General features: G+C 58.6%; 21 protein-coding genes. 5 read left to right on the forward strand and 16 right to left on the reverse strand.

What is annotated here, in order from left to right; genetic code table 11:
• The first annotated feature begins 1 nt into the window (after window position 1).
• Window positions 2-925, forward strand: a complete 924-nt coding sequence (locus tag ACM6JM_RS08890) for a magnesium transporter CorA family protein (protein WP_103386125.1) — start codon at window positions 2-4, stop codon at window positions 923-925.
• On the opposite strand, the gene ACM6JM_RS08895 is transcribed toward ACM6JM_RS08890, so the two are convergent.
• From ACM6JM_RS08895 to eco, 3 genes are all read right to left on the reverse strand, one after another.
• Complete coding sequence (locus ACM6JM_RS08895; RefSeq protein ID WP_103386124.1) at window positions 906-1,244, reverse strand: DUF2834 domain-containing protein; 339 nt, start codon at window positions 1,242-1,244, stop codon at window positions 906-908. The genes ACM6JM_RS08890 and ACM6JM_RS08895 overlap by 20 nt on opposite strands.
• A gap of 90 nt (window positions 1,245-1,334) precedes the next feature.
• Window positions 1,335-1,640, reverse strand: a complete 306-nt coding sequence (locus ACM6JM_RS08900; protein WP_039768220.1) for an NIPSNAP family protein — start codon at window positions 1,638-1,640, stop codon at window positions 1,335-1,337.
• Window positions 1,641-1,660: 20 nt separating this feature from the next.
• Window positions 1,661-2,146, reverse strand: coding sequence for a serine protease inhibitor ecotin (gene eco / locus ACM6JM_RS08905; protein ID WP_103386123.1), 486 nt, complete (start codon window positions 2,144-2,146; stop codon window positions 1,661-1,663).
• A 371-nt stretch (window positions 2,147-2,517) separates the two neighbouring features.
• On the opposite strand from eco, the gene ACM6JM_RS08910 reads away from it, so the two are divergent.
• Window positions 2,518-2,787: a DUF1652 domain-containing protein gene (locus ACM6JM_RS08910; protein WP_039768222.1), complete on the forward strand. Its 270-nt coding sequence runs from the start codon at window positions 2,518-2,520 to the stop codon at window positions 2,785-2,787.
• Here ACM6JM_RS08910 and ACM6JM_RS08915 read toward each other — a convergent pair.
• A complete protein-coding gene (locus ACM6JM_RS08915) occupies window positions 2,784-3,182 on the reverse strand; it encodes a hypothetical protein (protein WP_163975128.1) in 399 nt (132 codons plus the stop codon). The two genes, ACM6JM_RS08910 and ACM6JM_RS08915, sit on opposite strands and share 4 nt — an antisense overlap.
• 90 nt (window positions 3,183-3,272) lie before the next feature.
• The gene (locus ACM6JM_RS08920) at window positions 3,273-3,533 is read right to left on the reverse strand and encodes a DUF2790 domain-containing protein (RefSeq protein ID WP_163975130.1); all 261 of its coding nucleotides are present in this window, start codon (window positions 3,531-3,533) and stop codon (window positions 3,273-3,275) included.
• Between ACM6JM_RS08920 and ACM6JM_RS08925 the strand changes: the two genes are divergently transcribed.
• Entirely contained in the window at window positions 3,526-3,663 is a 138-nt protein-coding gene (locus ACM6JM_RS08925) for a hypothetical protein (RefSeq protein ID WP_158248856.1), read from the forward strand. The genes ACM6JM_RS08920 and ACM6JM_RS08925 overlap by 8 nt on opposite strands.
• A gap of 362 nt (window positions 3,664-4,025) precedes the next feature.
• The gene (locus ACM6JM_RS08930) at window positions 4,026-4,322 is read left to right on the forward strand and encodes a hypothetical protein (RefSeq protein ID WP_074690670.1); all 297 of its coding nucleotides are present in this window, start codon (window positions 4,026-4,028) and stop codon (window positions 4,320-4,322) included.
• Between the two features lie 187 nt (window positions 4,323-4,509).
• Here ACM6JM_RS08930 and ACM6JM_RS08935 read toward each other — a convergent pair whose 3' ends face one another.
• The 4 genes from ACM6JM_RS08935 to ACM6JM_RS08950 are packed head-to-tail and all read right to left on the reverse strand — an operon-like array spanning window position 4,510 to window position 9,788.
• On the reverse strand, window positions 4,510-6,324 hold the full coding sequence (locus tag ACM6JM_RS08935; protein WP_074690669.1) for a DUF2235 domain-containing protein: 1,815 nt from the start codon (window positions 6,322-6,324) through the stop codon (window positions 4,510-4,512).
• A complete protein-coding gene (locus ACM6JM_RS08940) occupies window positions 6,321-6,800 on the reverse strand; it encodes a DUF3304 domain-containing protein (protein ID WP_085667080.1) in 480 nt (159 codons plus the stop codon). The genes ACM6JM_RS08935 and ACM6JM_RS08940 overlap by 4 nt, the downstream gene beginning before the upstream one ends.
• 55 nt (window positions 6,801-6,855) lie before the next feature.
• Window positions 6,856-7,749 carry a DUF4123 domain-containing protein gene (locus tag ACM6JM_RS08945; RefSeq protein WP_134333781.1) on the reverse strand — a complete coding sequence of 298 codons (894 nt, stop codon included), beginning with the start codon at window positions 7,747-7,749 and terminating at the stop codon, window positions 6,856-6,858.
• Window positions 7,695-9,788, reverse strand: coding sequence for a type VI secretion system tip protein VgrG (locus ACM6JM_RS08950; RefSeq protein WP_414881686.1), 2,094 nt, complete (start codon window positions 9,786-9,788; stop codon window positions 7,695-7,697). Before ACM6JM_RS08950 ends, ACM6JM_RS08945 begins: the two co-directional genes overlap by 55 nt.
• A 362-nt stretch (window positions 9,789-10,150) precedes the next feature.
• Here ACM6JM_RS08950 and ACM6JM_RS08955 point away from each other — a divergent pair, with 362 nt between their 5' ends.
• Window positions 10,151-11,452 carry an OprD family porin gene (locus ACM6JM_RS08955; RefSeq protein ID WP_085745754.1) on the forward strand — a complete coding sequence of 434 codons (1,302 nt, stop codon included), beginning with the start codon at window positions 10,151-10,153 and terminating at the stop codon, window positions 11,450-11,452.
• Window positions 11,453-11,526: 74 nt separating this feature from the next.
• Here ACM6JM_RS08955 and ACM6JM_RS08960 read toward each other — a convergent pair whose 3' ends face one another.
• From ACM6JM_RS08960 to ACM6JM_RS08990, 7 genes are all read right to left on the reverse strand, one after another.
• Complete coding sequence (locus ACM6JM_RS08960) at window positions 11,527-12,147, reverse strand: hypothetical protein (protein ID WP_414881687.1); 621 nt, start codon at window positions 12,145-12,147, stop codon at window positions 11,527-11,529.
• A 44-nt stretch (window positions 12,148-12,191) separates the two neighbouring features.
• Window positions 12,192-13,130, reverse strand: coding sequence for a carbohydrate kinase family protein (locus ACM6JM_RS08965; protein ID WP_210709190.1), 939 nt, complete (start codon window positions 13,128-13,130; stop codon window positions 12,192-12,194).
• Between the two features lie 13 nt (window positions 13,131-13,143).
• Window positions 13,144-14,640 carry a xylulokinase gene (xylB, locus tag ACM6JM_RS08970; RefSeq protein ID WP_414881688.1) on the reverse strand — a complete coding sequence of 499 codons (1,497 nt, stop codon included), beginning with the start codon at window positions 14,638-14,640 and terminating at the stop codon, window positions 13,144-13,146.
• A gap of 123 nt (window positions 14,641-14,763) precedes the next feature.
• A complete protein-coding gene (locus ACM6JM_RS08975) occupies window positions 14,764-16,239 on the reverse strand; it encodes a mannitol dehydrogenase family protein (RefSeq protein WP_414881689.1) in 1,476 nt (491 codons plus the stop codon).
• A 16-nt stretch (window positions 16,240-16,255) separates the two neighbouring features.
• Window positions 16,256-17,359 (reverse strand): ABC transporter ATP-binding protein, encoded by a 1,104-nt coding sequence (locus ACM6JM_RS08980; protein ID WP_039768248.1) that lies wholly within the window; start codon window positions 17,357-17,359, stop codon window positions 16,256-16,258.
• A gap of 23 nt (window positions 17,360-17,382) precedes the next feature.
• Window positions 17,383-18,213, reverse strand: coding sequence for a carbohydrate ABC transporter permease (locus ACM6JM_RS08985; RefSeq protein ID WP_007957423.1), 831 nt, complete (start codon window positions 18,211-18,213; stop codon window positions 17,383-17,385).
• An 8-nt stretch (window positions 18,214-18,221) separates the two neighbouring features.
• Entirely contained in the window at window positions 18,222-19,148 is a 927-nt protein-coding gene (locus ACM6JM_RS08990; protein WP_039768250.1) for a carbohydrate ABC transporter permease, read from the reverse strand.
• Between the last annotated feature and the right edge of the window lie 21 nt (window positions 19,149-19,169).

The following is a 19,169-nucleotide window of genomic DNA, read 5'->3' on the forward strand; positions in this document are numbered from 1 at the left end:
GATGATCAACAGTTTTGCACTCAATCACGGCGGTTTGCAGCGGGTCGAGCGGCTGGACGCCGAGGTGATGCTGTTCAGCGACCCGGACGCTGCCGAGCGCGACTTGCTGCACTGTCACTTCAAACTCGATGAACACGCGCTGGCCTCGGCGCTTGATCCGGACGAGGTGTCGCGGATCGAGTTTCACCCCGACCACTTGTTTCTGATCTGGAAACGCCCGGAAAACTATTCCGGCGGTGGCAGCCTGGCTTTTGAGGTTTCGTCCTGCGGCTTGCTGTTCTCGCCGGGCCAGTTGCTGGTGATCGCTACGGACGACACGCCGCTGCACGGTGTCGGTACACGTCAGCCACTGAACACGCCGCTGGATGTGTTGTTGGACTTGCTGTTCAACAACATCCATCACTACCTCGGGCATCTGAAGGTGATCAAACTGGTCGCCCGGGAGTTGCAGCAAAAATTCAACGCCTCGATGCAAAACCAGCATCTGGTGCAGATGTTCAACCTCAGCGAAAGCCTGATCTATTACATCAACGCCCTGCACAGCAACGGCGCGGTGCTGACGCGGCTGCGCAATCACGCGGAAAAACAGCATTTCGGCAGCGAATCGATCGGCCTGATCGACGACCTGATCATCGAAAACAATCAGTGCTACAAGCAGGCGGAAATCTATTCGACGGTGTTCTCCGGGCTGATCGACGCCCGGGGCAACCTGATGAACAACAGCATGAATAACCTGCTGCGCAAACTGACGCTGATCAACGTGGTGTTCCTGCCGCTCAACCTGATTGCGAGCATCGGCGGCATGTCGGAGTTCAGCATGATGACCGCCGGGACGCCGTGGTGGGTGTCGTATCCGTTGTTTCTGGCGGCGATGCTGCTGGGGGCGGGCGGGATGCTGTTCGGGCTCAGGCGTCTGGCGAATTGACGGCGGCCGGGCGCTTGCGATCCTGCAGACCCCGGATCACCAGATACAACAACGGCCCGACCGAAACAAATACCGCCGTCAGCAACAGATACGGCACCACCGACCAGCCCGACTGCCCACGCTTGCGCGCATCCTTGTACATCCAGATGCCGGCCAGGGTCGCCAGCAGGTAGAGGTCGATCACCACTTGCGCCGTGTCGGGCCGCGACATCAGGCTGATGCCGAAGTCGATCAGCGACTGTTCGGCCTGAAGCATCACGGAAACGGTATAGCCGCCAAAGGCGATCAAAGCGGTGAGGGGCAGGGCGATGGACATCAGGTATTCCTTCCTTGGTCAGATGAGTCGGAATTTCAAGTTGCGCAGCTATCAGCTATCAGCCGTTGGCAGTTGCCAACGGCGTTGAAGCGTTCAGGGCAGCAGTGGGCGAAGAAAACTGCGCTCGTAGCTGATGATGAACTTCTTTTCGACCAGATCGGCTACCAGTGCCGTGCTTTCCGGGTCGGTCAGAGCGATGTGGCGATAACTTTCGTAATCTGCCAGCGACGGGAAACTGAACAGGCAATACGCGATATTGCTCGCGCCTTCCGAGGGCAGGAAGTAACCATGATGCGTTCCTCCCAGCCGTTCGACGATGCCGAGCCAGGTCTTGGCGTAGGCCTCGAATGCGTCCAACTGATAGGGGTCAATGACGTATCTGACGTGGCAGGTAATCAAGGCTGCGGCTCCTTTGCAGATTATTCGGGTATTGCCACGCCAATCTTGTCCGAGGCCGACCAGATGCGGAAGCGCACTTCGACGTCCTGCGGTGCGTAAATCACGATCGGCAGCTTGCTGTTGTAGCGCACGGTGAAACCGTCACCGATCACCGGCACGAACGCTCGCTTTTTCTGGGTGCCGGGCGGGCAGGCCATCAGCGTGCTCATCGGGCCGCTGACTTTTTCCAGGCGGTAGAACGGATAACCCCAGCCTTCGAGGTTTTTCTCTTCGAGGGTGCCGCCCAGGCGTTGGCGGTTGCAGTCGACTTCGAGGGTCTTGCCAGCGAGGATTTCGACTTTGAAGTTTTCTTCCTGGGCCTGCTGCGGCAGGTGGATGACTTGGCGAGTGAAGCCCGCTTCGACCTTCGGATAAGGCGCGGTGTCTTCAAGTTTGGCGGCGTGGGTGAGGGTGGACAGGCTGGCGAGCATCAGGCCGGCCGTCGCGCGGACGGTGAAATTTCCCATTGAAGCCTCCTGGCGGGTGTACGTTGGTTGACGGGCATTCTCACTGTCACGGCCAATGAATGCAAACAGCCGATCGCTTGCAAATTGCAGTGCATGCACGAGCGAATCTTGCATTTTGCAACTGGCCAGTGGCCTGCCTTTTCGCCAAGCCATTGATTTGCAAGGAGGTGAATGCAACCTGATGAAAGGCACGTTTTATGCGTTGATTTGGTGCAGCGCACCGAGTTCGGGCGCCTACACTCCAATGGGCATTTCGCAGTACAGCCGCTTGTCACAACCCAAGGATTCAGCGGGGACACACCCGTGGGAACCGTGGCAACGGTCGACGTGAATACTTGATTGGCAGTCTCACAGTAAGGAGAGGTTTCGCCATGTTTCTGTCTGCCTTGGAACTCCGCAACATCATTGAAAGCAGTTTTCTACCGAAACGCTGCCAGTGCACGCTGTCCCCGGATCTGTCGATGACCGTCAAAGTGTATGGCGATCACCAGACCGATCAGGTTGAGCTGCAGGTGAGTGGCATCGATGCCAGTCATTTGAACAGCTGTCGCGAAATCAACGGCCTGATCGCCGGGTTGCGCTCGGATCTTGCGCAACAAACGGCAACCCATCATTCAGTGCCGCGATCCCGAGTCGTCTAACCGACTGTTTCACCCAGTTCGACCGTCACGCGCCGGGCCTGCAAGAAGCCAAGGCCCAGCGCGAACTCGACCAGCACCGCGAGCAGAATCCCGGGGCCGGCGTGGCCGTTGAGCCATTCAGCAAACCCCAGCACCGCCAGGCCGAAACAGCCGACGATAAAGCCGTTGCTCAGCGCATTGCGTGCGATCGAGACCGGCGCGTTGCGCACCAGATAAAACATCACCCCCAACGCCGCAAACAGCACCGCGCTGCGCCGTGCGACGAATCCGGCTGCCTCCGAATACTCGATGCTCCAGATCGCCAGTAACACTTGTGGCGCCAGGCCCCATGCAAGGGAAAGCAGAAAACACAGAGAGAAGGTGAGGGTCGATAGCGTGCGAAACGACAACTGCATGGCGAATCCTTGCGGCAGTGAGGAGGGCCCCGAGCATACTCTTCGAGACCCGTGCTCGCCTACCGCAAAGCCGCAAATCAGAGCTTTCTGTCAGTTCTGGAAGCTGCATGCGTCAGATAATTTCCGGTAACTGATTTCTTCCGGTTTGCCGGTGTTGTCGAGATACTTCATGTCGGCGGTGATGACCTTGCACTCCTGCGTCTGCGGCTCGGTCAGGGAAACCACTTTGGCGACATGCAGCGGCATGCCGTATTCATAGGGAACAGCCTTGGAGGTGTCATTGGCCTGGGCCAGCCCGGCAAACGCGGTGCAGGCGAGGGCGGTGGTGAGCAGGAACGGACAAATGTTCATGATGGACTCCGGTGCGACGGAAATGGAGTTCGGCGGATTGCCAGCCAAACCTGCCGCACTCGGCGTCAGCCAAGGGCTGAGGGCGTGCGGTTCAGTAGAGTTTTTGACCGCGGCGTTAAGCGATGGTTAACCGGGCTGAACGCCGGCTGTCTGGGCGGGGATTGTTTCGCGGGGGAGTCTCGGCGGATTCCTACAAGGGTGGATGCCTTGTCTGCTTTCGGGGGCTGGAGCGGGGCGGTTATGGTTTGGCGTCGCTGCAAAATCAGCGGCTTAGGTTTGGTCACCTAAAATAACAGCCCTCACAAGTGTGCCATTATTCGCTCCGTGGACATCTATGTCCTCGAAGTGCATTGCAGTGGCGGCTGTGTGCAGGGTCGCCTTCGGGCGTGCTGAGTTGGGTTGTTCTCGGTTGACCAAGCCTGCGCACAGTCCGCCTCCCCATCGTTTGGTCACGGTGTCGGCGGTTACTTACAACCTAATCGAGTAATTCCAATGCCAATCCTGAAATTAAGCTCCGCCCGCTATCTCCCGCTCAACAGCGGCGTCACTGACAGCGCACCGCTGGTCATCGACACCCAAGCCAACCCGAAAGACCTCTTCGAAGCCGCCGTGCAACGCATCCGCGCCGCCAGCGACCTGCTCGAAACCCTGCACTGCCTGTGCTTCAAACACGCCGACGTCCAGGACATTCCCCACATCACCCATGCGCTGTACCTGCTGACGCAGGATGGCAGTGATTTGCTGCAGGTTGCGCAGCAGAAAATGTTGAACTGGCAGGCGCCGGTTTGATGGTTTGAAAAGCGGCCTGGTATTCACGGGCAGAAGCATTATCTGCCCGTGATGCTGTTGGAGGCTTTCGATGAGCTAAAGGCGAGGCTCTTCATCCGGGACTGGATCATTTATGAAATCAAAGATATCCAAACTAGTCTGTCAGGGGGCAATTTGAGCCTAACCTTAGACTATCCTTACTTCGACTCTAAGCGCCTGACGATTGCGTCGATGGCTTACGTATCGTTTGCTCCATGTAGTCTGGCGACATTCCTTTAGTCTTTGTCAAATCAGGAATATCGAACTCTCGAACCAGGAAATATTTTATTGTGCTCGGGGATTGCGTCATATTGTTTATCATGAATCTATCACTCAGATAGAGCTCCAGAAGATCTTCGATGTCGAAGCTGAGGCCCTTTGGTTGCGGGGCAAACCATTCATCCAATAATGCCTTTTCTGATTTCGAAGCAAGTCCGATGCGAAGACGTTTGGCTTCTCTATCAACTTCCTCAAGCCAACCAAGCTCAGCGCGAAGACTTTCTTTGCTCTCACGTGTCTGTTTTAGAGACGTATCACGCTTTTTGGCTTGAGCTTCGGTTTCGCTACCCATTCCCAACATGCGCTTGAAAGATCCATTTTCACCAAAAACCGGTCGCTCCAAACGCTCTTCTTCCTCGGAATAAGCACGGTGTTGCTCACTGTACAACTCCCACAGTCCGCGAAGTCTTTGAATATAAAGACGACGATGGGCGAGAAAGGCATCGGCAGAAACTTTTTTATTGCCAGCCTTGGAAATGTATCGATTACTCGCCTCAATGGCGCTTGTGCCATTAATGTGGTCGTGTAACTCGAAGAAACTGGACACGTATCTATCTTTTTCCTGGAGCTTTGCCATCGAAGGGAAGGGAACTCCGGCACTGTAGGCTGCGCGGTACATATCGTGCAGAGCTGCCATGTGTAGTTCGCGACTGTGAGGGGTACTGTCTTTTTTTAGTCCTCCCCCTACATCAAAACTTGTTCCTGGAACCAAGCGCTCTTCCCAGCGCGGGGTGAGTGATCCAGTGCCAATCAGTCGAGCACGCCTGTTATCCCTGCATTCATGAGCAGCAACTAGATGAAGGGCTGATTTTACAGGGCCCGGCAGACACTCTCCGTCATCGACTTTATTGGAGATTGGCAGCAAAAAATCAAGAACGACAGATGCTTCCATGCTTCTATCGACCGCATCGAACAAACCCGCGAAGATAACTTCAAGTTTTGCGCCTTTGTAGGTAGTAGTACCAGGATCGCACGCTTCGAATATCTTATGAGCAAAGGCTCGCGCCAGTGTTGCGCCATAATCGAATCCGAATATCGACACAGATATTTTCTTGATCGAAATCGGATTTGCCTTTTTCACATCTTCAACGAGTTTTTCGAATCGATTTGTTGCGGCTTCTAATCGAGTATCCACACCAGTTTTGAGTAAGCTAAAAACAACTTCGTCGTCACGGACCGGCGAGATACCTTCGACTGACGCTTTTGCTGCTGCTGTGGCAATCGTGGAAATAATATTCTTCGGTCTTATATTGTTCGTGAGGTTTTCCCACCAGTTTTTTCCCGTCAAAAGGTCCTTGCCAACATCGACAGCCGCTTCTGTAGCGTTATCCTTAGGCAGCTTTGAGACATCATCCTTGACTTTACTCACTGCGCCATTGAGGTCGGCGGAACTGGTAGTTGCGTTTGTTCCTAAAGTAGCGTCGAAAGATGTAGCGAGCCCGGATATGTAGAATTTATGATACTGGTTGGCTGGGTCGGAGGGCGCAGCCGTCTTTTCATGAGGATAGGCAAGAAAAAGCCGTCCAATATTCGTAACTCGGTCCTCTCTTAAGTCATTCTCGAGATTTCGACTGACGCCGTCAAAAAAAAATCCTACGTGAAGAGTTCCTTCACAGGGCAATACCGAACTCTTCTTACCCACCGTGTCCGTGTTTGAACGCGCGCTGATAGCTTGTGCATCAGACAATTTTTTTGGTGTGCTCATGGATGACTTCCTGGTCCGTCAGATGGAGGGTTTGCTGAGTTTTCCGGAGCGTACCTCGTATCCAGGGTCGTGGCAGACCACAAAAGCTCAATCTTGTTTTCGGGGAGAAAATAGACGTGCAATGTATCGTCTCCGGCTTTACGTTTTGGCAGGGGCAACAGAGCCTCATGTCTCTCTATTTTCATGCCCTGGTCCTCCTGAGCTTTTGACATGCTCAGGATCCAAACTAATTTGGCATTTTCTCCGGATATGTCCCAGCAGCAGGTGACGCCTCCGTTTCCACCCCAGTTATCATTTACCCAGTAGCTACCGACAGGTCTGTCCATATAGTTATGAGACGTCAACGCCGCGCCGGGCATTCGGTTTTGGCTATAAATGAAAAATGCTAAAAAAGGGACAGCAATAATAAGGATGCCGATAGCTAAGGCTCGGTTCTTCCATCTGCGTTGATTCAAATTATTCAGGCTTAACGACATTGAAAATTTCCAAGGCTCTTTTTCACCAATCGGCTTTCTACGGAAAATTGTTGACTCATTCAGACAACTCCCTCATCACAACCCCAAGCGGCAACTTCTCCCCAACAGCCCGCTCTTTGGCTTTTCCCCACATCGGCCAATTCGCCGGGAACTCGGGGTCCATCAATTGCAGGCTGGCAAACAGGCTGACGTCTTCCGGGTCCGACAAGCCTTCTGCGCGACCTGCGTCCAGCGCCTGCTTGACCTGGTTCAACCGGTCGCCATGGCAGCTACTGGTGAATACCTCTGGCGCGTCTTTTTCCAGTTCGGTGGTCAGGTTGTAGGGCAGGGGATCGACCTCCATGTCCTTCCATAACTTTGCGTCCAGGAAAATCGGCTGGTACTTGCCCGGCTTTTCCAGGTTAAGCCCTTTGAAGCATTGCCACTCATCATCCGCCGCTGGCACCCACCACTCCTGCAACGGGCCGAAAAGCCAGGCATGCCAGGACAGATCGTCGCGGGCGTGGAGCATCGGCAGTACTTCAGGGGCGTAGCTGCGGATCATCAGGACTTCGCCGGCTTCATTTTTTGCCAGCAAGGCATCGCTCAGGTGCGCCGCGAGTTTGTCGGCAGGGCAGTCGGTGCGGATCCAGCTGGCCATGGCGGTGCAGCCGGTGAAGTATTCGTGGGCGAGAAAGGCCTGGAATTCCATGTCGCTGACGTCCACGAGCCATGGGCCGTAGTTGCGCAATTCGGCGAATTCCGATTGAAGCATCAAGGGGCGGCGTGACGGATCGGATTTGAGGAATTGCTGTCGAGCCGGCTCGGAGAGCAGGCCCGCTTCAACGATTGCGAATCTCGACTGTGCGTTTTTATGCGCCTCTACCCAGGCTTTCGCTGCGTCGTCCTTCGTCATCAATTGGCTCCCGATTGCAGGGCCAGTTTTTCCCGCATGGCTTTCTTCAGGCACTCAACGCAGATGCCTTTCGGCGCCTTCAGCTTCGGCACTACGGCCAGCGATTCAGCCTCGATCTTTTGATTCAGCCGGGTTTGCATCAAGCGTCCGGCCTTGTCGAGGGCGGCCAAGCCAGGGATGAAAGGCACAAGGATCTGAATGCCTGAGCCCACACCCGGCGCACCGCCGGTGTTGACCTTCACTTCCGCACCGCTGATGGTCACACCACCCGCATCGACCTTGATGAAACTGCCGCCAGCCTTCGCCGTCAGTTCCATCCCGCCTTCGATCACGACTTTTTCGCCAGCGTGGTAGTGAATCTCCGTGCCCGCTTCCACGAACTGACCGGTGCCAACTTTCACATGCTGGGTCACGCCGACAGTCAGGTGATCGTTGGCGCGCATTTCGCTCTTGCGATCCAGGTGGGTGATGCGGTGTTCCTCGACCTTGAATTCACTTAAAACATTGGCTTCAACGGTGTCATGCCGTTCATTGCCAACCCGAATCTTCTGATCGTGCTCGATGTTTTCATCCCAGTCGCGCTGGGCGTGGATGTAGATCTGTTCCGCGCCTTTCTTGTCTTCGATGCGGAACTCGTTGTAGCCCTTGCCGCCTGGTGAACTCAGGGTCTTGAAGGTGCTGCGGGTCTTGTTCGCCGGCAAGTCGTAGGGGACGACGTTTTCCTTGTGGTACAGGCAGCCGGTCACCAATGGCTGGTCGGGGTCGCCTTCAAGGAAGGTCACCAGCACTTCCATGCCGATGCGTGGGATGGCGATGCCGCCGTACGCTGCGCCGGCCCAGCCGCTGGCGACGCGCAGCCAGCAGGTGGTTTTGTCGTCGGCCTGGCCTTCGCGGTCCCAGTGGAATTGCACTTTCACGCGGCCGTACTGGTCGCAGTGGATTTCTTCGCCGGCGGGGCCGGTGACGATGGCGGTCTGGCTGCCGAGGACTTTCGGTTTCGGGTGTTCGAGGGCAGGGCGGTAGTGGGCGTCCCACGGGGTGGCCACGAACGAGTTGCGGTAGCCCTGGTGGAAATCGCTCTTGTTGTCGGTGACGTCGCTGGTGACGTTTTCGCCCAGTACTTGCGGCTGTTTGCCTTCGTGGAAGACTTCCAGCAGCAGCCACAAATCGTTCCATTCGGCGCGCGGGTGTTCGGCCAGGGTCATGAAGTGGCCGCTGGTCAGGGTCGGTTCGTCACCTTTGCCTTCGGCGAGTTTGTAGTCGCTGCGATGGCGTTCCAGCGCGCGGGTCGAGAGGAACTTGCCGCGCTCGCGCGTGGTGAAACGGCCGGGGTAGTCGTAGTCTTCCAGGTCCGGCATGAACGCGGATTTGACCGCGCTTTCGGGCAGGATCTTCGATTTCTCGAAATCGTAATCGCGGCGGCTGACGCGGCTGGTGCGGGTTTCCAGGCGCAGGTTGAAGCGCTTGATCACCGGTTTGTCGGCGGTCATGCCGGAGTCTTGCTGGTAGTTGACCGGTTTCAGTTTGCGGAACACGGTCTGGTCGTCGCCGAACACCAGTTTGTGGCCGCTGCTGCTGTGCTGGAAGTGAAAGTGAATGCCTTCCTCCTCGCACAGGCGCTGGATGAAATGCAGGTCGGATTCGTCGTACTGCACGCAGTAGTCGCGTTCCGGGTATTCGGCGCCGAGCTGGAAGCTGTAGGCATCGGCCAGGATGCCGCGATCTTCCAGAACGCGGGCGATGATCTTCGGCACCGTCAGTTGCTGGAAGATCTGCTGGTCATGGTTGTGCCGCAGGTAGGCCAGTTGCGGTACCAGGCTCAGGCTGTAGCGGGTCAGGGTCTTGCCGGAATCGCCTTGCTCGATGCGATACACCAGACCATGAATCTTGCCCTCGCCAGTGGCGCCGAAGGTCAGGCAGGCAGGCTTGTGCAGGAGTTCTTCAAGGTTGAGGTCGGGACGGGCGCTGACCAGTTCGATGTCGAAACGGAACGGCTCGTTGAGGGCTTCGCGACCGGTGAAGCTGAGGACTTGCAGGTCGGCGGAGGCGCCTTCGAGCGTGAGGGTAATGTGGGTAGCGTTGGCGTCCAGCATGCCTTTATTTCCGTCCTTTGGATTAGCGTGGGCGGATGGTGCAGGATTAAACCGCCTCGTTCAAGGCGCAAATGCCGTAGAGGCAGTGGTCAGAACCCATAGGGAAAACCCTTAGGCCCACGGTTTGGCCCAGTAAAACAGGCACTTGCGGACGGACCAATCTGTCGCGAACGCCGAATACCGCGTCCGGGAACAACCAGTCAGTTTCAGACTAAAGTCGCCTGTAGCACGTCAAAGCCATCTGCCATCATTGCCGTTCACCCCCGCGTGTTCACTGCCTCCCGGTTCTTCACTGGTCCGGGACGGGAGCTATTTCTGGTTGTTTGCGCCTGTGCGCAATCGTTGTTCTGTTGGAGTTTTCAATGCGTCCCCCATTTCCCCTCATCACCCCGCGCCAGTCGCTTGGCTTCGGAGCCTTTGTGCTGTGCGCCGGTTTTACCGCGCAGGTCCAGGCCAGCGGTTTTTTTGAAGACACCACGGCGAAGATCGAGTCGCGCACGGTTTACTTCAACCGCGATTTCCGTGACGGGCACACCTCCAGTGATCAGGGCGCGTCCAAGCGCGAAGAGTCGGCGCAGGGTTTCATTCTCAATCTGCAATCGGGCTACACCGAAGGCACCGTCGGTTTTGGTATCGATGCGCTGGGCATGGCGGGTTTCCAGCTCGATTCCAGCCCGGACCGCAGCAACAGCGGCCTGTTGCCGTCCAGCGGCGGCGACCCGCGCGGTTCGAAAGGTCAGTACGCGAAGATGGGCCTGACCGCCAAGGTCAAAGTCTCGGATACGGTGCTGAAATACGGCGCGCTGCTGCCGGATCTGCCGTTGCTCAAGTACAACGACGGTCGCCTGCTGCCGACCATGTTCAACGGTGCGATGCTGACCTCCAAAGAGGTGAAGGACCTGACCTTCATGGCCGCGCGTCTGGACAAATACACCGCCCGGGATTCGACCGATTCGCAAGACATCCGCGTGCACTGCAAGAACAAGCGCTATGCCTGCAACACCACCGCCGATCATTTCGACATGTACGGCTTCGACTACAAGATCAACGATCGCCTGACCGCGCAGTACCACTACGCCGAGCTGGAAGACATCTATCGCCAGCACTTCGTGGGTCTGTTGGCCAATCAGCCGCTGGGTGACGGTGTGCTGAAAGCCGATCTGCGTTTGCTGAAAAGCGCCGACAGCGGCGATGCGAAAGCGGGCTCAATCGACAACCGCGCGTTGAGCGGCATGCTGTCTTACGGCATCAGCGGTCACACCTTCAGCGCTGGCTGGCAGCGTATGAACGGTGACAACTCGATGCCGTATCTGGATGGCAGCAACCCGTACCTGGTGAACTACGTGCAGGTCAACGACTTCGCCGCCGCCCAGGAACGTTCCTGGCAGTTGCGTTACGACTATGACTTTAAGGCGATCGGCATCAACGGCTTGAGTTTCCTGACCCGCTACGTGAACGGCGATCACATCAAGGTCCCGGGCAGCGATCAGGAAGGCAAAGAGTGGGAACGTGACAGCGAGTTGAAATACGTGATTCAGACCGGGACGTTCAAGGATGTCAGCCTGCGGTTGCGTAATGCGACTTATCGCACCAACTACGAGAAGTTCGCCCGGGATGTGGATGAGACCCGGTTGATTGTGAGTTACAACTTTTCGGTGTTGTAACCCACAGGTCGGCGGTGTTTGAACTGACGCCATCGCGGGCTTGCCCACGATGGCGTCCTAAAGGGCACCGAAGGTCAGAGCCAATGCCAGAACCGGCTCCAGAACCCGCGATTCAGATCATCCTTGCACGCCGCGTATTGCTGACCGTACATGTCCGAGCGGTTCTGCACCTTGCGCGCCACCGGCGGCAGCCACGCCTTGTTGGCGTAGGTCTTCTGGCGAAAACCACCCCAGCCCTCGTGGTAGTTGAGGTACTGGTTGTAGGCGTCGTACTTGTACACGCCGTTGATCGAGGTGGTCTTGTCCATGTACCAGCCGACGAAGTCGATGGCGTCGTCGAAGTCTTCGCGATCGGCGCCGTAGCGACCGGTGCTTTTCTGGTAGTCGGACCAGACTTCATCCTTGGCCTGTGCATAGCCGGAGGCCGTCGAAACCCGGCCCCACGGGATCACCCACAACAGGTATTTGCGCGGCGTCTTGGCGTCATAGCGGTAGCCGGACTCCTGATACATGATCGCGAACGGCACCTGGATCGGTACACCCCAGCGCTTTTGCGTGACTTGCGCCGCGTCGTACCAATCACTCTTTTCGCGGAAAATCTCGCAGAGGTTTTCCGGTGAACGCGGTGGCGATGTTCCGCAACCGGTCAACAGTGCCGCCAATACCAAGAGTCCAACCGTGCGCCCCGAATTCAAAAGCCGTCATCCCGTCGTAAAAAAAAGGGCGCCAGTCTACGCGGTCAGGTCAACTGGTGGCGATAAGGCAAATCCGGACCTGTTTTACTGCATGTAAGGGCGGCGGCCTGTACGGCAAACCTGAGCATGCCGTCGATCTGTTCGCGGCTCAGGTGCTGCACGCCTTCCACCGAATCCAGCTCGTGCTCCGTCAGCCAGGTGATCAACGCGGCCTGGAAGGTATCGCCAGCGCCGACGGTGTCGGCAATCTTCACCGAGCTTGCCGGCACCGACCATGAGCCGTGAGCGCGGCTGAAGACTGTTGCACCTTCACCGCCACGGGTCAGAAACACCACTTGGCAGCGATGCTGCAGCCAACCTTCGATGACCCGCTGTGGATCCTGCTCGGGGTACAGCAGGTTCAAATCCTCATCGCTGACTTTGATCAGGTCCACCAACGGCACCAGCGTGGCGATCCGCTCGCGCCACAGGTCGATGTTCGGCTCGGGGTTGAGGCGCACGTTCGGGTCGAGGCTGATCAGGCGTTTACCGCTTTCGCGTTGCACCAGCGCAAGCAAGGTATCGGCAACCGGTTGCACCACCAGCGAGAACGAACCGAAGTGCAAACCGCGCACTTCCGGGCCCAGCGATGGCAGATGGGTCAGGCTCAGCTGACGGTCGGCGCAGCCTTCACCCCGGAAGCTGTAATGCGGCGAGCCGTTGGCACCCACCGCGACCATCGCCAGGGTGGTCGGCGCAGCGAAATCCACCAGATAGTCCGGGCGTACGCCTTCATCCCGAAGCACTTGATGCAAGCGTCGGCCGAGGTAGTCGGTGGACAGCCCGCCGAACAGCGCCGAATCAACGCCCAGACGGCGCAAACCCACCGCCACGTTGAACGGCGAGCCACCGGCAATCGCCTTGAAATTGACTTTCGATGCCTGTCCGCCGGCATCGTCTTCGCTGAAGAAATCGAACAGTGCTTCGCCACACACCAGGTACATAGTTGTTTGCTCTTTATAAGGTTGCGACATGCAGTCGATAGCGTTCATAGGCCTGCTGGAAGGCCGCGACATTCGCGGCAACCGGCAGGGTTTCACTGTTCAGGTCGAGCTTCACGCAGCGCTGGCACAGATCGGCCAGGGTGTCTTCGTGGCCGTTCGACCACGATTTGCACCACGCCGCCTGAATCGCCGCGCCGAGGGCTGCGGCTTCGCTCTGCTCGGTGCAGATCACCGGGGTGTTCATGATGTCGGCGACGATCTGCCGCCACACCGCGCTTTTCGAGCCGCCGCCGATCAGGCAAATGCTGCGGCTTTGTAAACCATTCTGGCGCAACAGATCCAGCCCATAACGCAGGCCGAAGGTGGTGCCTTCGACGGCGGCGCGGCACAGATTGGCCTGGGTCAGGTTATCGATGGTCAGGCCGTGCAGGCTGCCGGTGGCGTGGGGCAGGGGCGGCACGCGTTCGCCGTTGAGGAATGGCAACATGCTCACGCCCTCGGCGCCGATCGGAGCCTGGGCCACCAAGGCATTGAACGCGTCGAGATCGAGGTTGAACAGCTCGCGGATCGCGCCGGTGGCGTTGGTCAGGTTCATGGTGCAGATCAATGGCAGCCAGCCGCCGCTCGACGAACAGAAGGTCGCGACCGACGCGTCCGGGCTGACCTTCGGCGCTTCGGCGTAGGCGTACACCGTGCCGGAAGAACCGAGGCTCATGGTGATCGCCCCCGGCTGAATATTGCCGGTGCCGATAGCGCCCATCATGTTGTCGCCGCCACCGCTGGACACCAGCGCGCCGGGGTTGATGCCCAGTTGTTCGGCGATTGCGGGCAGGATCGTGCCGACCGTTTGATGGGCGTCGATCAGCTCCGGCAGCGCGGATTGCAGACGGCCACTGGCGTCGATGTCGCGCAGCAGCTGCAGATCCCACTGGCGGGTGCGCACGTTGAAATAGCCGGTGCCGGACGCATCGCCGTATTCGCTGCACGCACGGCCGGTGAGCCAGAAATTCAGGTAATCGTGGGGCAACAGGATTCGCGCGATGCGGGCGAACACATCCGGATGCTGTTCCTTGGTCCACAGCAGTTTGGAGACGGTGTAGCCCGGCGCGATGACCACGCCGAGGCGTTCCAGCGAACCTTGCTCACCGCCCAGATGAGCGAGCAGTTGATCGTTCTCTGGTGTGGTCTCCGTGTCGCACCAGAGCTTGGCCGGGCGCAGGACCTGGCCTTGATCGTCGAGCAGCACCAGGCCGTGTTGCTGGCCGGAAACGCCGATGCCCTGGATTGACTGACCGTCGACATTCGCCGCCAGTAAAGCGCGGCGGGTGGCGAGGGCGAAGGCTTCCAGCCATTGCGCGGTGTCTTGCTCGCGACGGCCGTTGGCGCCGCTGATCATCGTGTGGGCGGCGGCGCCCTGGCCCAACACCTGACCGCTGGTGGCGTCGAGGATGATGGCTTTGGTGCCTTGGGTGCCGCAGTCGATGCCGAGGAAGAGTTGCTGGGTTGTCATATGCTCTCCACAAAGATCGTTCCCATGCTCCGCGTGGGAATGCCTCAATGGACGCTCTGCGTCCGCTGTTGAATGGGACGCGGAGCGTCCCGGGCTGCATTCCCACGCAGAGCGTGGGAACGATCAGGCGACGAGAATTTTTTCCAGAGTTCGTGTCACGCCTTCTTCACGCAAGCTATTCAGGCACCACTCGAACGCCGCAACAAACTCTGGCGAACGCGGTATCGCCACCCCGAAAATCTCCTCAACCCCCAATAACCGCTCAGTGATCAAAGCATCCTCTGCCACCAACCCCTGACAGAACGCCGCCCGAGGATCCGGAATCGAGTAAGTGTCGCCATTCTCGTCCACGCCCTTCAAGTAAAGTGCCCAAGCCGCCACCACCAAGGCCGCGCGTTTGGTCTCGCGTCCATCGGCAATCAACCGATTGATCGTCGGAATCGTGAACTTGGGAAACTTCGACGACCCATCCGAGCAAACACGCTCAAGCTGATCGGCAATCGCCTGATTGGAAAACCGCGCCACCAGCGTGTCCTTGTACTCGGTCAGGTCGATGCCCGGCACCGGCGCCAGTTGCGGGGTTACGTCCAGGTCCATGTAGGCGCGCATGTAGCGCACGAACAGCGGGTCGTTCATGGTCTCGTGAACGAAGCGGTAACCCTTCAAAAAGCCCAGATAGGTCAGCGCCAGATGGCTGCCGTTGAGCAGTTTGATCTTCATCTCTTCGTAGGGTGAAACGTCGTCGGTGAACTGCACGCCGACCTTTTCCCAGGCCGGGCGGCCGTTGACGAACCTGTCCTCCAGCACCCATTGCACGAAGGGTTCGCAGACTACCGGCCAGGCGTCATCGACAGCGTGTTTGTCCGCCAGTTGCAGGCGATGCGCGGTGCTGGTCATCGGCGTGATGCGGTCGACCATGGCGTTGGGGAAACTGACGTTGGCGTCGATCCAGTCGTGCAGGTCCGGATCGAGCAGCGCGGCGAAGGCCAGCAGCGCCTTGCGGGTCACCGCGCCGTTGTGCGGCAGGTTATCGCACGACATCACCGTGAACGCCGGAGTGCCCGCCGCACGCCGCTTGGCCAGCGCCGCACAGAGGAAACCGAACACGGTTTTCGGCTGTTGCGGGTTCGTCAGATCGTGCTGAATCTGCGGCAGGTGCGCCATGAATTCGCCGTTGCTGTCGTCGATGCAGTAACCGCCTTCGGTGATGGTCAGCGAGACGATGCGGATCTGCGGATCGGCGAGTTTTTCAATCAGCGCCTGGGCGCTGTCCTCGGCCAGCAGCATGTCGCGGATCGCGCCGATGACGCGGACTTCGGTGTCGTCGCTGTCGCCCAGTTCGAACAGGGTGAACAGGTAGTCCTGCTCCTTGAGGTCATCGCGGGCACGGCGGTCCTCGGCGCGCAGGCCGACGCCGCAAATCGCCCAGTCCAGCGCTTCGCCGGTGTTCATCAGCGCGTCGGTGTAATACGCCTGATGCGCGCGATGGAAGCCGCCGACGCCAATGTGAGCGATGCCCTGGCGGGTTTCGCTCAGGCTGTAGGCCGGAAGCTTCACTTCGGCGGCCAGGCGGTTGAGGTTTTGCTTGTTCAGTTTCATCGGGTCAGTCTCGAAATCAGGCGGCTGCGCGTAGCGGGCGGGTCAGCGCCACGCCGTCGGCATCGAACAGATGGCAGTGGGCAGCGTCCAGGTGCAGGTTCAGTTGTTCGCCGTAACGGCTCGCCAGATCACCGCGCACGCGCATGGTCAGGGCTTCGCCGGCGTTGGTCTTGACGTGGCAGAAGGTGTCGCTGCCCAGCCGCTCGCTGACGTCGGCGGTGACTTGCAGGGTGCAGTCGCCCGCTTGCGCCAGTTCCAGATGTTCCGGGCGAATGCCCAGGGTCACGGCGCTGCCGACGCTCAGATTCGCCGCGTTGAACGGCAAGTTGATGCGGGTACCGGCGTCCAGCGAGACTTCGCAGCTCGCGCCGTCAATGCGCGCGATCTGGCCTTTGAGAAAGCCCATTTTCGGCGTACCGAGGAAACCAGCGACGAACAGGTTGGCGGGGTTGTGATACAGCTCCAGCGGCGAGCCGACCTGTTCGATCTTGCCGCCATTGAGCACCACGACCTTGTCGGCCATGGTCATGGCTTCGACCTGATCGTGGGTCACGTAGATCATCGTGGCTTTGAGGTCCTTGTGCAGGCGCAACAGTTCCAGGCGCATCTGCACCCGCAGGGCGGCGTCGAGGTTGGACAGCGGCTCGTCGAACAGGAAGATTTTCGGGTTGCGCACGATCGCCCGGCCGATGGCCACGCGCTGACGCTGGCCGCCGGAGAGCTGTTTCGGCTTGCGTTCCAGCATCGGGCCCAGTTCGAGGATGCGCGCCGCTTCACCGACTTTCTTCTCGACTTCGGCTTTCGGTACGCCGGCCAGGTCGAGGGCGAACGACATGTTCTTTTTCACGGTCATGTGCGGGTACAGCGCGTAGGTCTGAAACACCATCGCCAGATCGCGCTTGGCCGGGCTGACTTCGGTGATGTCGCGCCCATCCAGTTCGATGGTGCCGCCACTGACTTCTTCAAGGCCGGCGATCAGACGCAGCAGGGTGGATTTGCCGCAGCCCGAAGGGCCGACGAACACCACGAATTCCTTGTCGTTCACCTCAAGGTCGATGCCCTTGATGATGGAAAAACCTTCAAAGCCTTTTTGCAGATTCTTGATTTTCAGGTTGGCCATGGTGGCGCTCCTCATGCGAATTCTTATTTGACGGCGCCGAACGACAGGCCGCGCACCAGTTGTTTCTGGCTGATCCAGCCAAAGATCAGGATCGGTGCGCAGGCCAGGGTCGAGACGGCCGACAACTTGGCCCAGAACAATCCTTCAGGGCTTGAGTAGGAGGCGATCAGCGCGGTCAGCGGCGCGGCTTTGGACGAGGTCAGGTTCAGCGACCAGAACGCCTCGTTCCAGCACAGGATCAGCGACAGCAGCACGGTCGAGGCGAGGCCGCCCTTGGCGATCGGCAGCAGCACGCGGAGCATTTCCTGGGCGAGGGTGGCACCGTCGAGGCGGGCGGCTTCGAGGATGTCCTTGGGGATGTCCTTGAAGTAGGTGTAAACCATCCAGACCACGATCGGCAGGTTGATCAGCGTGTAGATCACGATCAGCGCAATGCGCGTGTCGAGCAGGCCGAAACTCTTGGCCAGCAGGTAGATCGGCATCAGCACGCCCACCGGCGGCAGCATCTTGGTGGAGAGCATCCACAGCAGCGTGCCCTTGGTGCGCTGGGTTTCGTAGAACGCCATCGAGTAGGCCGCCGGCACCGCAATCAGCAGGCACAGAGCCGTGGCGCTGAAGGAAATCACCACCGAGTTCCAGGCGAAACTGAAGTAATCGCTGCGCTCGTTGATGTGCAGGTAGTTCTCCAGCGTCGGCGTGAAGATGAACTGCGGCGGCGTGGCGAAGGCGTCGATTTCGGTCTTGAAACTGGTCAGCACCATCCAGAAGATCGGGAAGAAAATGATGATCGCGATGGCCCAGGCCAGCGTGCCGAGCAGCAGGCTTTGCAGCCGGCGGGATTGTTGAAGAGTCATGGCAGGCCTCAGGCTTTGTCAGTCAGGTTTTTGCCGATCATCCGCACCAGAATGATCGCGGCGATGTTGGCGATGACCACGGCGATCAGGCCGCCGGCCGAGGCCATGCCGACGTCGAACTGCACCAGCGCCTGGTTGTAGATCAGGTAGGCGAGGTTGGTCGAGGCGTAGCCCGGGCCGCCGTTGGTGGTGGTGAAGATTTCGGCGAACACTGATAGCAGAAAGATGGTTTCAATCATCACGACTACCGCAATCGGCCGCGCCAGGTGCGGCAAAGTCAGGTGCCAGAAGATCGCGATCGGGCCGGCACCATCGAGGCGGGCGGCTTCTTTCTGTTCCTGGTCGAGGGACTGCATGGCGGTCATCAGGATCAGGATCGCGAAGGGTAGCCATTGCCACGAGACAATGATGATGATCGACAGCAGCGGGTAGTGAGCCAGCCAGTCCACCGGTTGCGCGCCGAACAGTTTCCAGATGTAGGCGAGGATCCCGGACACCGGATGGAAAATCAGGTTCTTCCAGATCAGCGCACCGACGGTGGGCATGATGAAGAACGGCGAAATCAGCATCACCCGCACGATGCCGCGACCGAAGAATTCGCTGGCCTCCAGCAGCGCACTGATCAACACGCCGAACACCACGCTGATCAGCAGCACGCTGCCTACCAGCAGCAACGTGTTGGTGGCGCCGGGCATGAAGCCGGAGTCGGTCAGGAAGTAGGTGAAGTTTTCCAGCCCGACGAATTCGTTGGTGCCCGGGTCGAGCAGGTTGTAGCGGATCATCGAGAAATAGACGGTCATGCCCAGCGGCACGATCATCCACAGCAGCAACAGGGCCACCGAAGGGCTGACCAGAAACCAGCCGGGATTGGCCACACGGCTTTTGCGCCGGGGCTGCGACAGGTCGATGTGGGCTTTGGCAGTTGAAGTATTCATGGTGATCACAACCGAGTCATA

Source organism: Pseudomonas sp. IT-P2 (genome assembly GCF_949767575.1).
In the GTDB taxonomy this organism is placed as follows: Bacteria; Pseudomonadota; Gammaproteobacteria; order Pseudomonadales; family Pseudomonadaceae; genus Aquipseudomonas; species Aquipseudomonas pharyngis.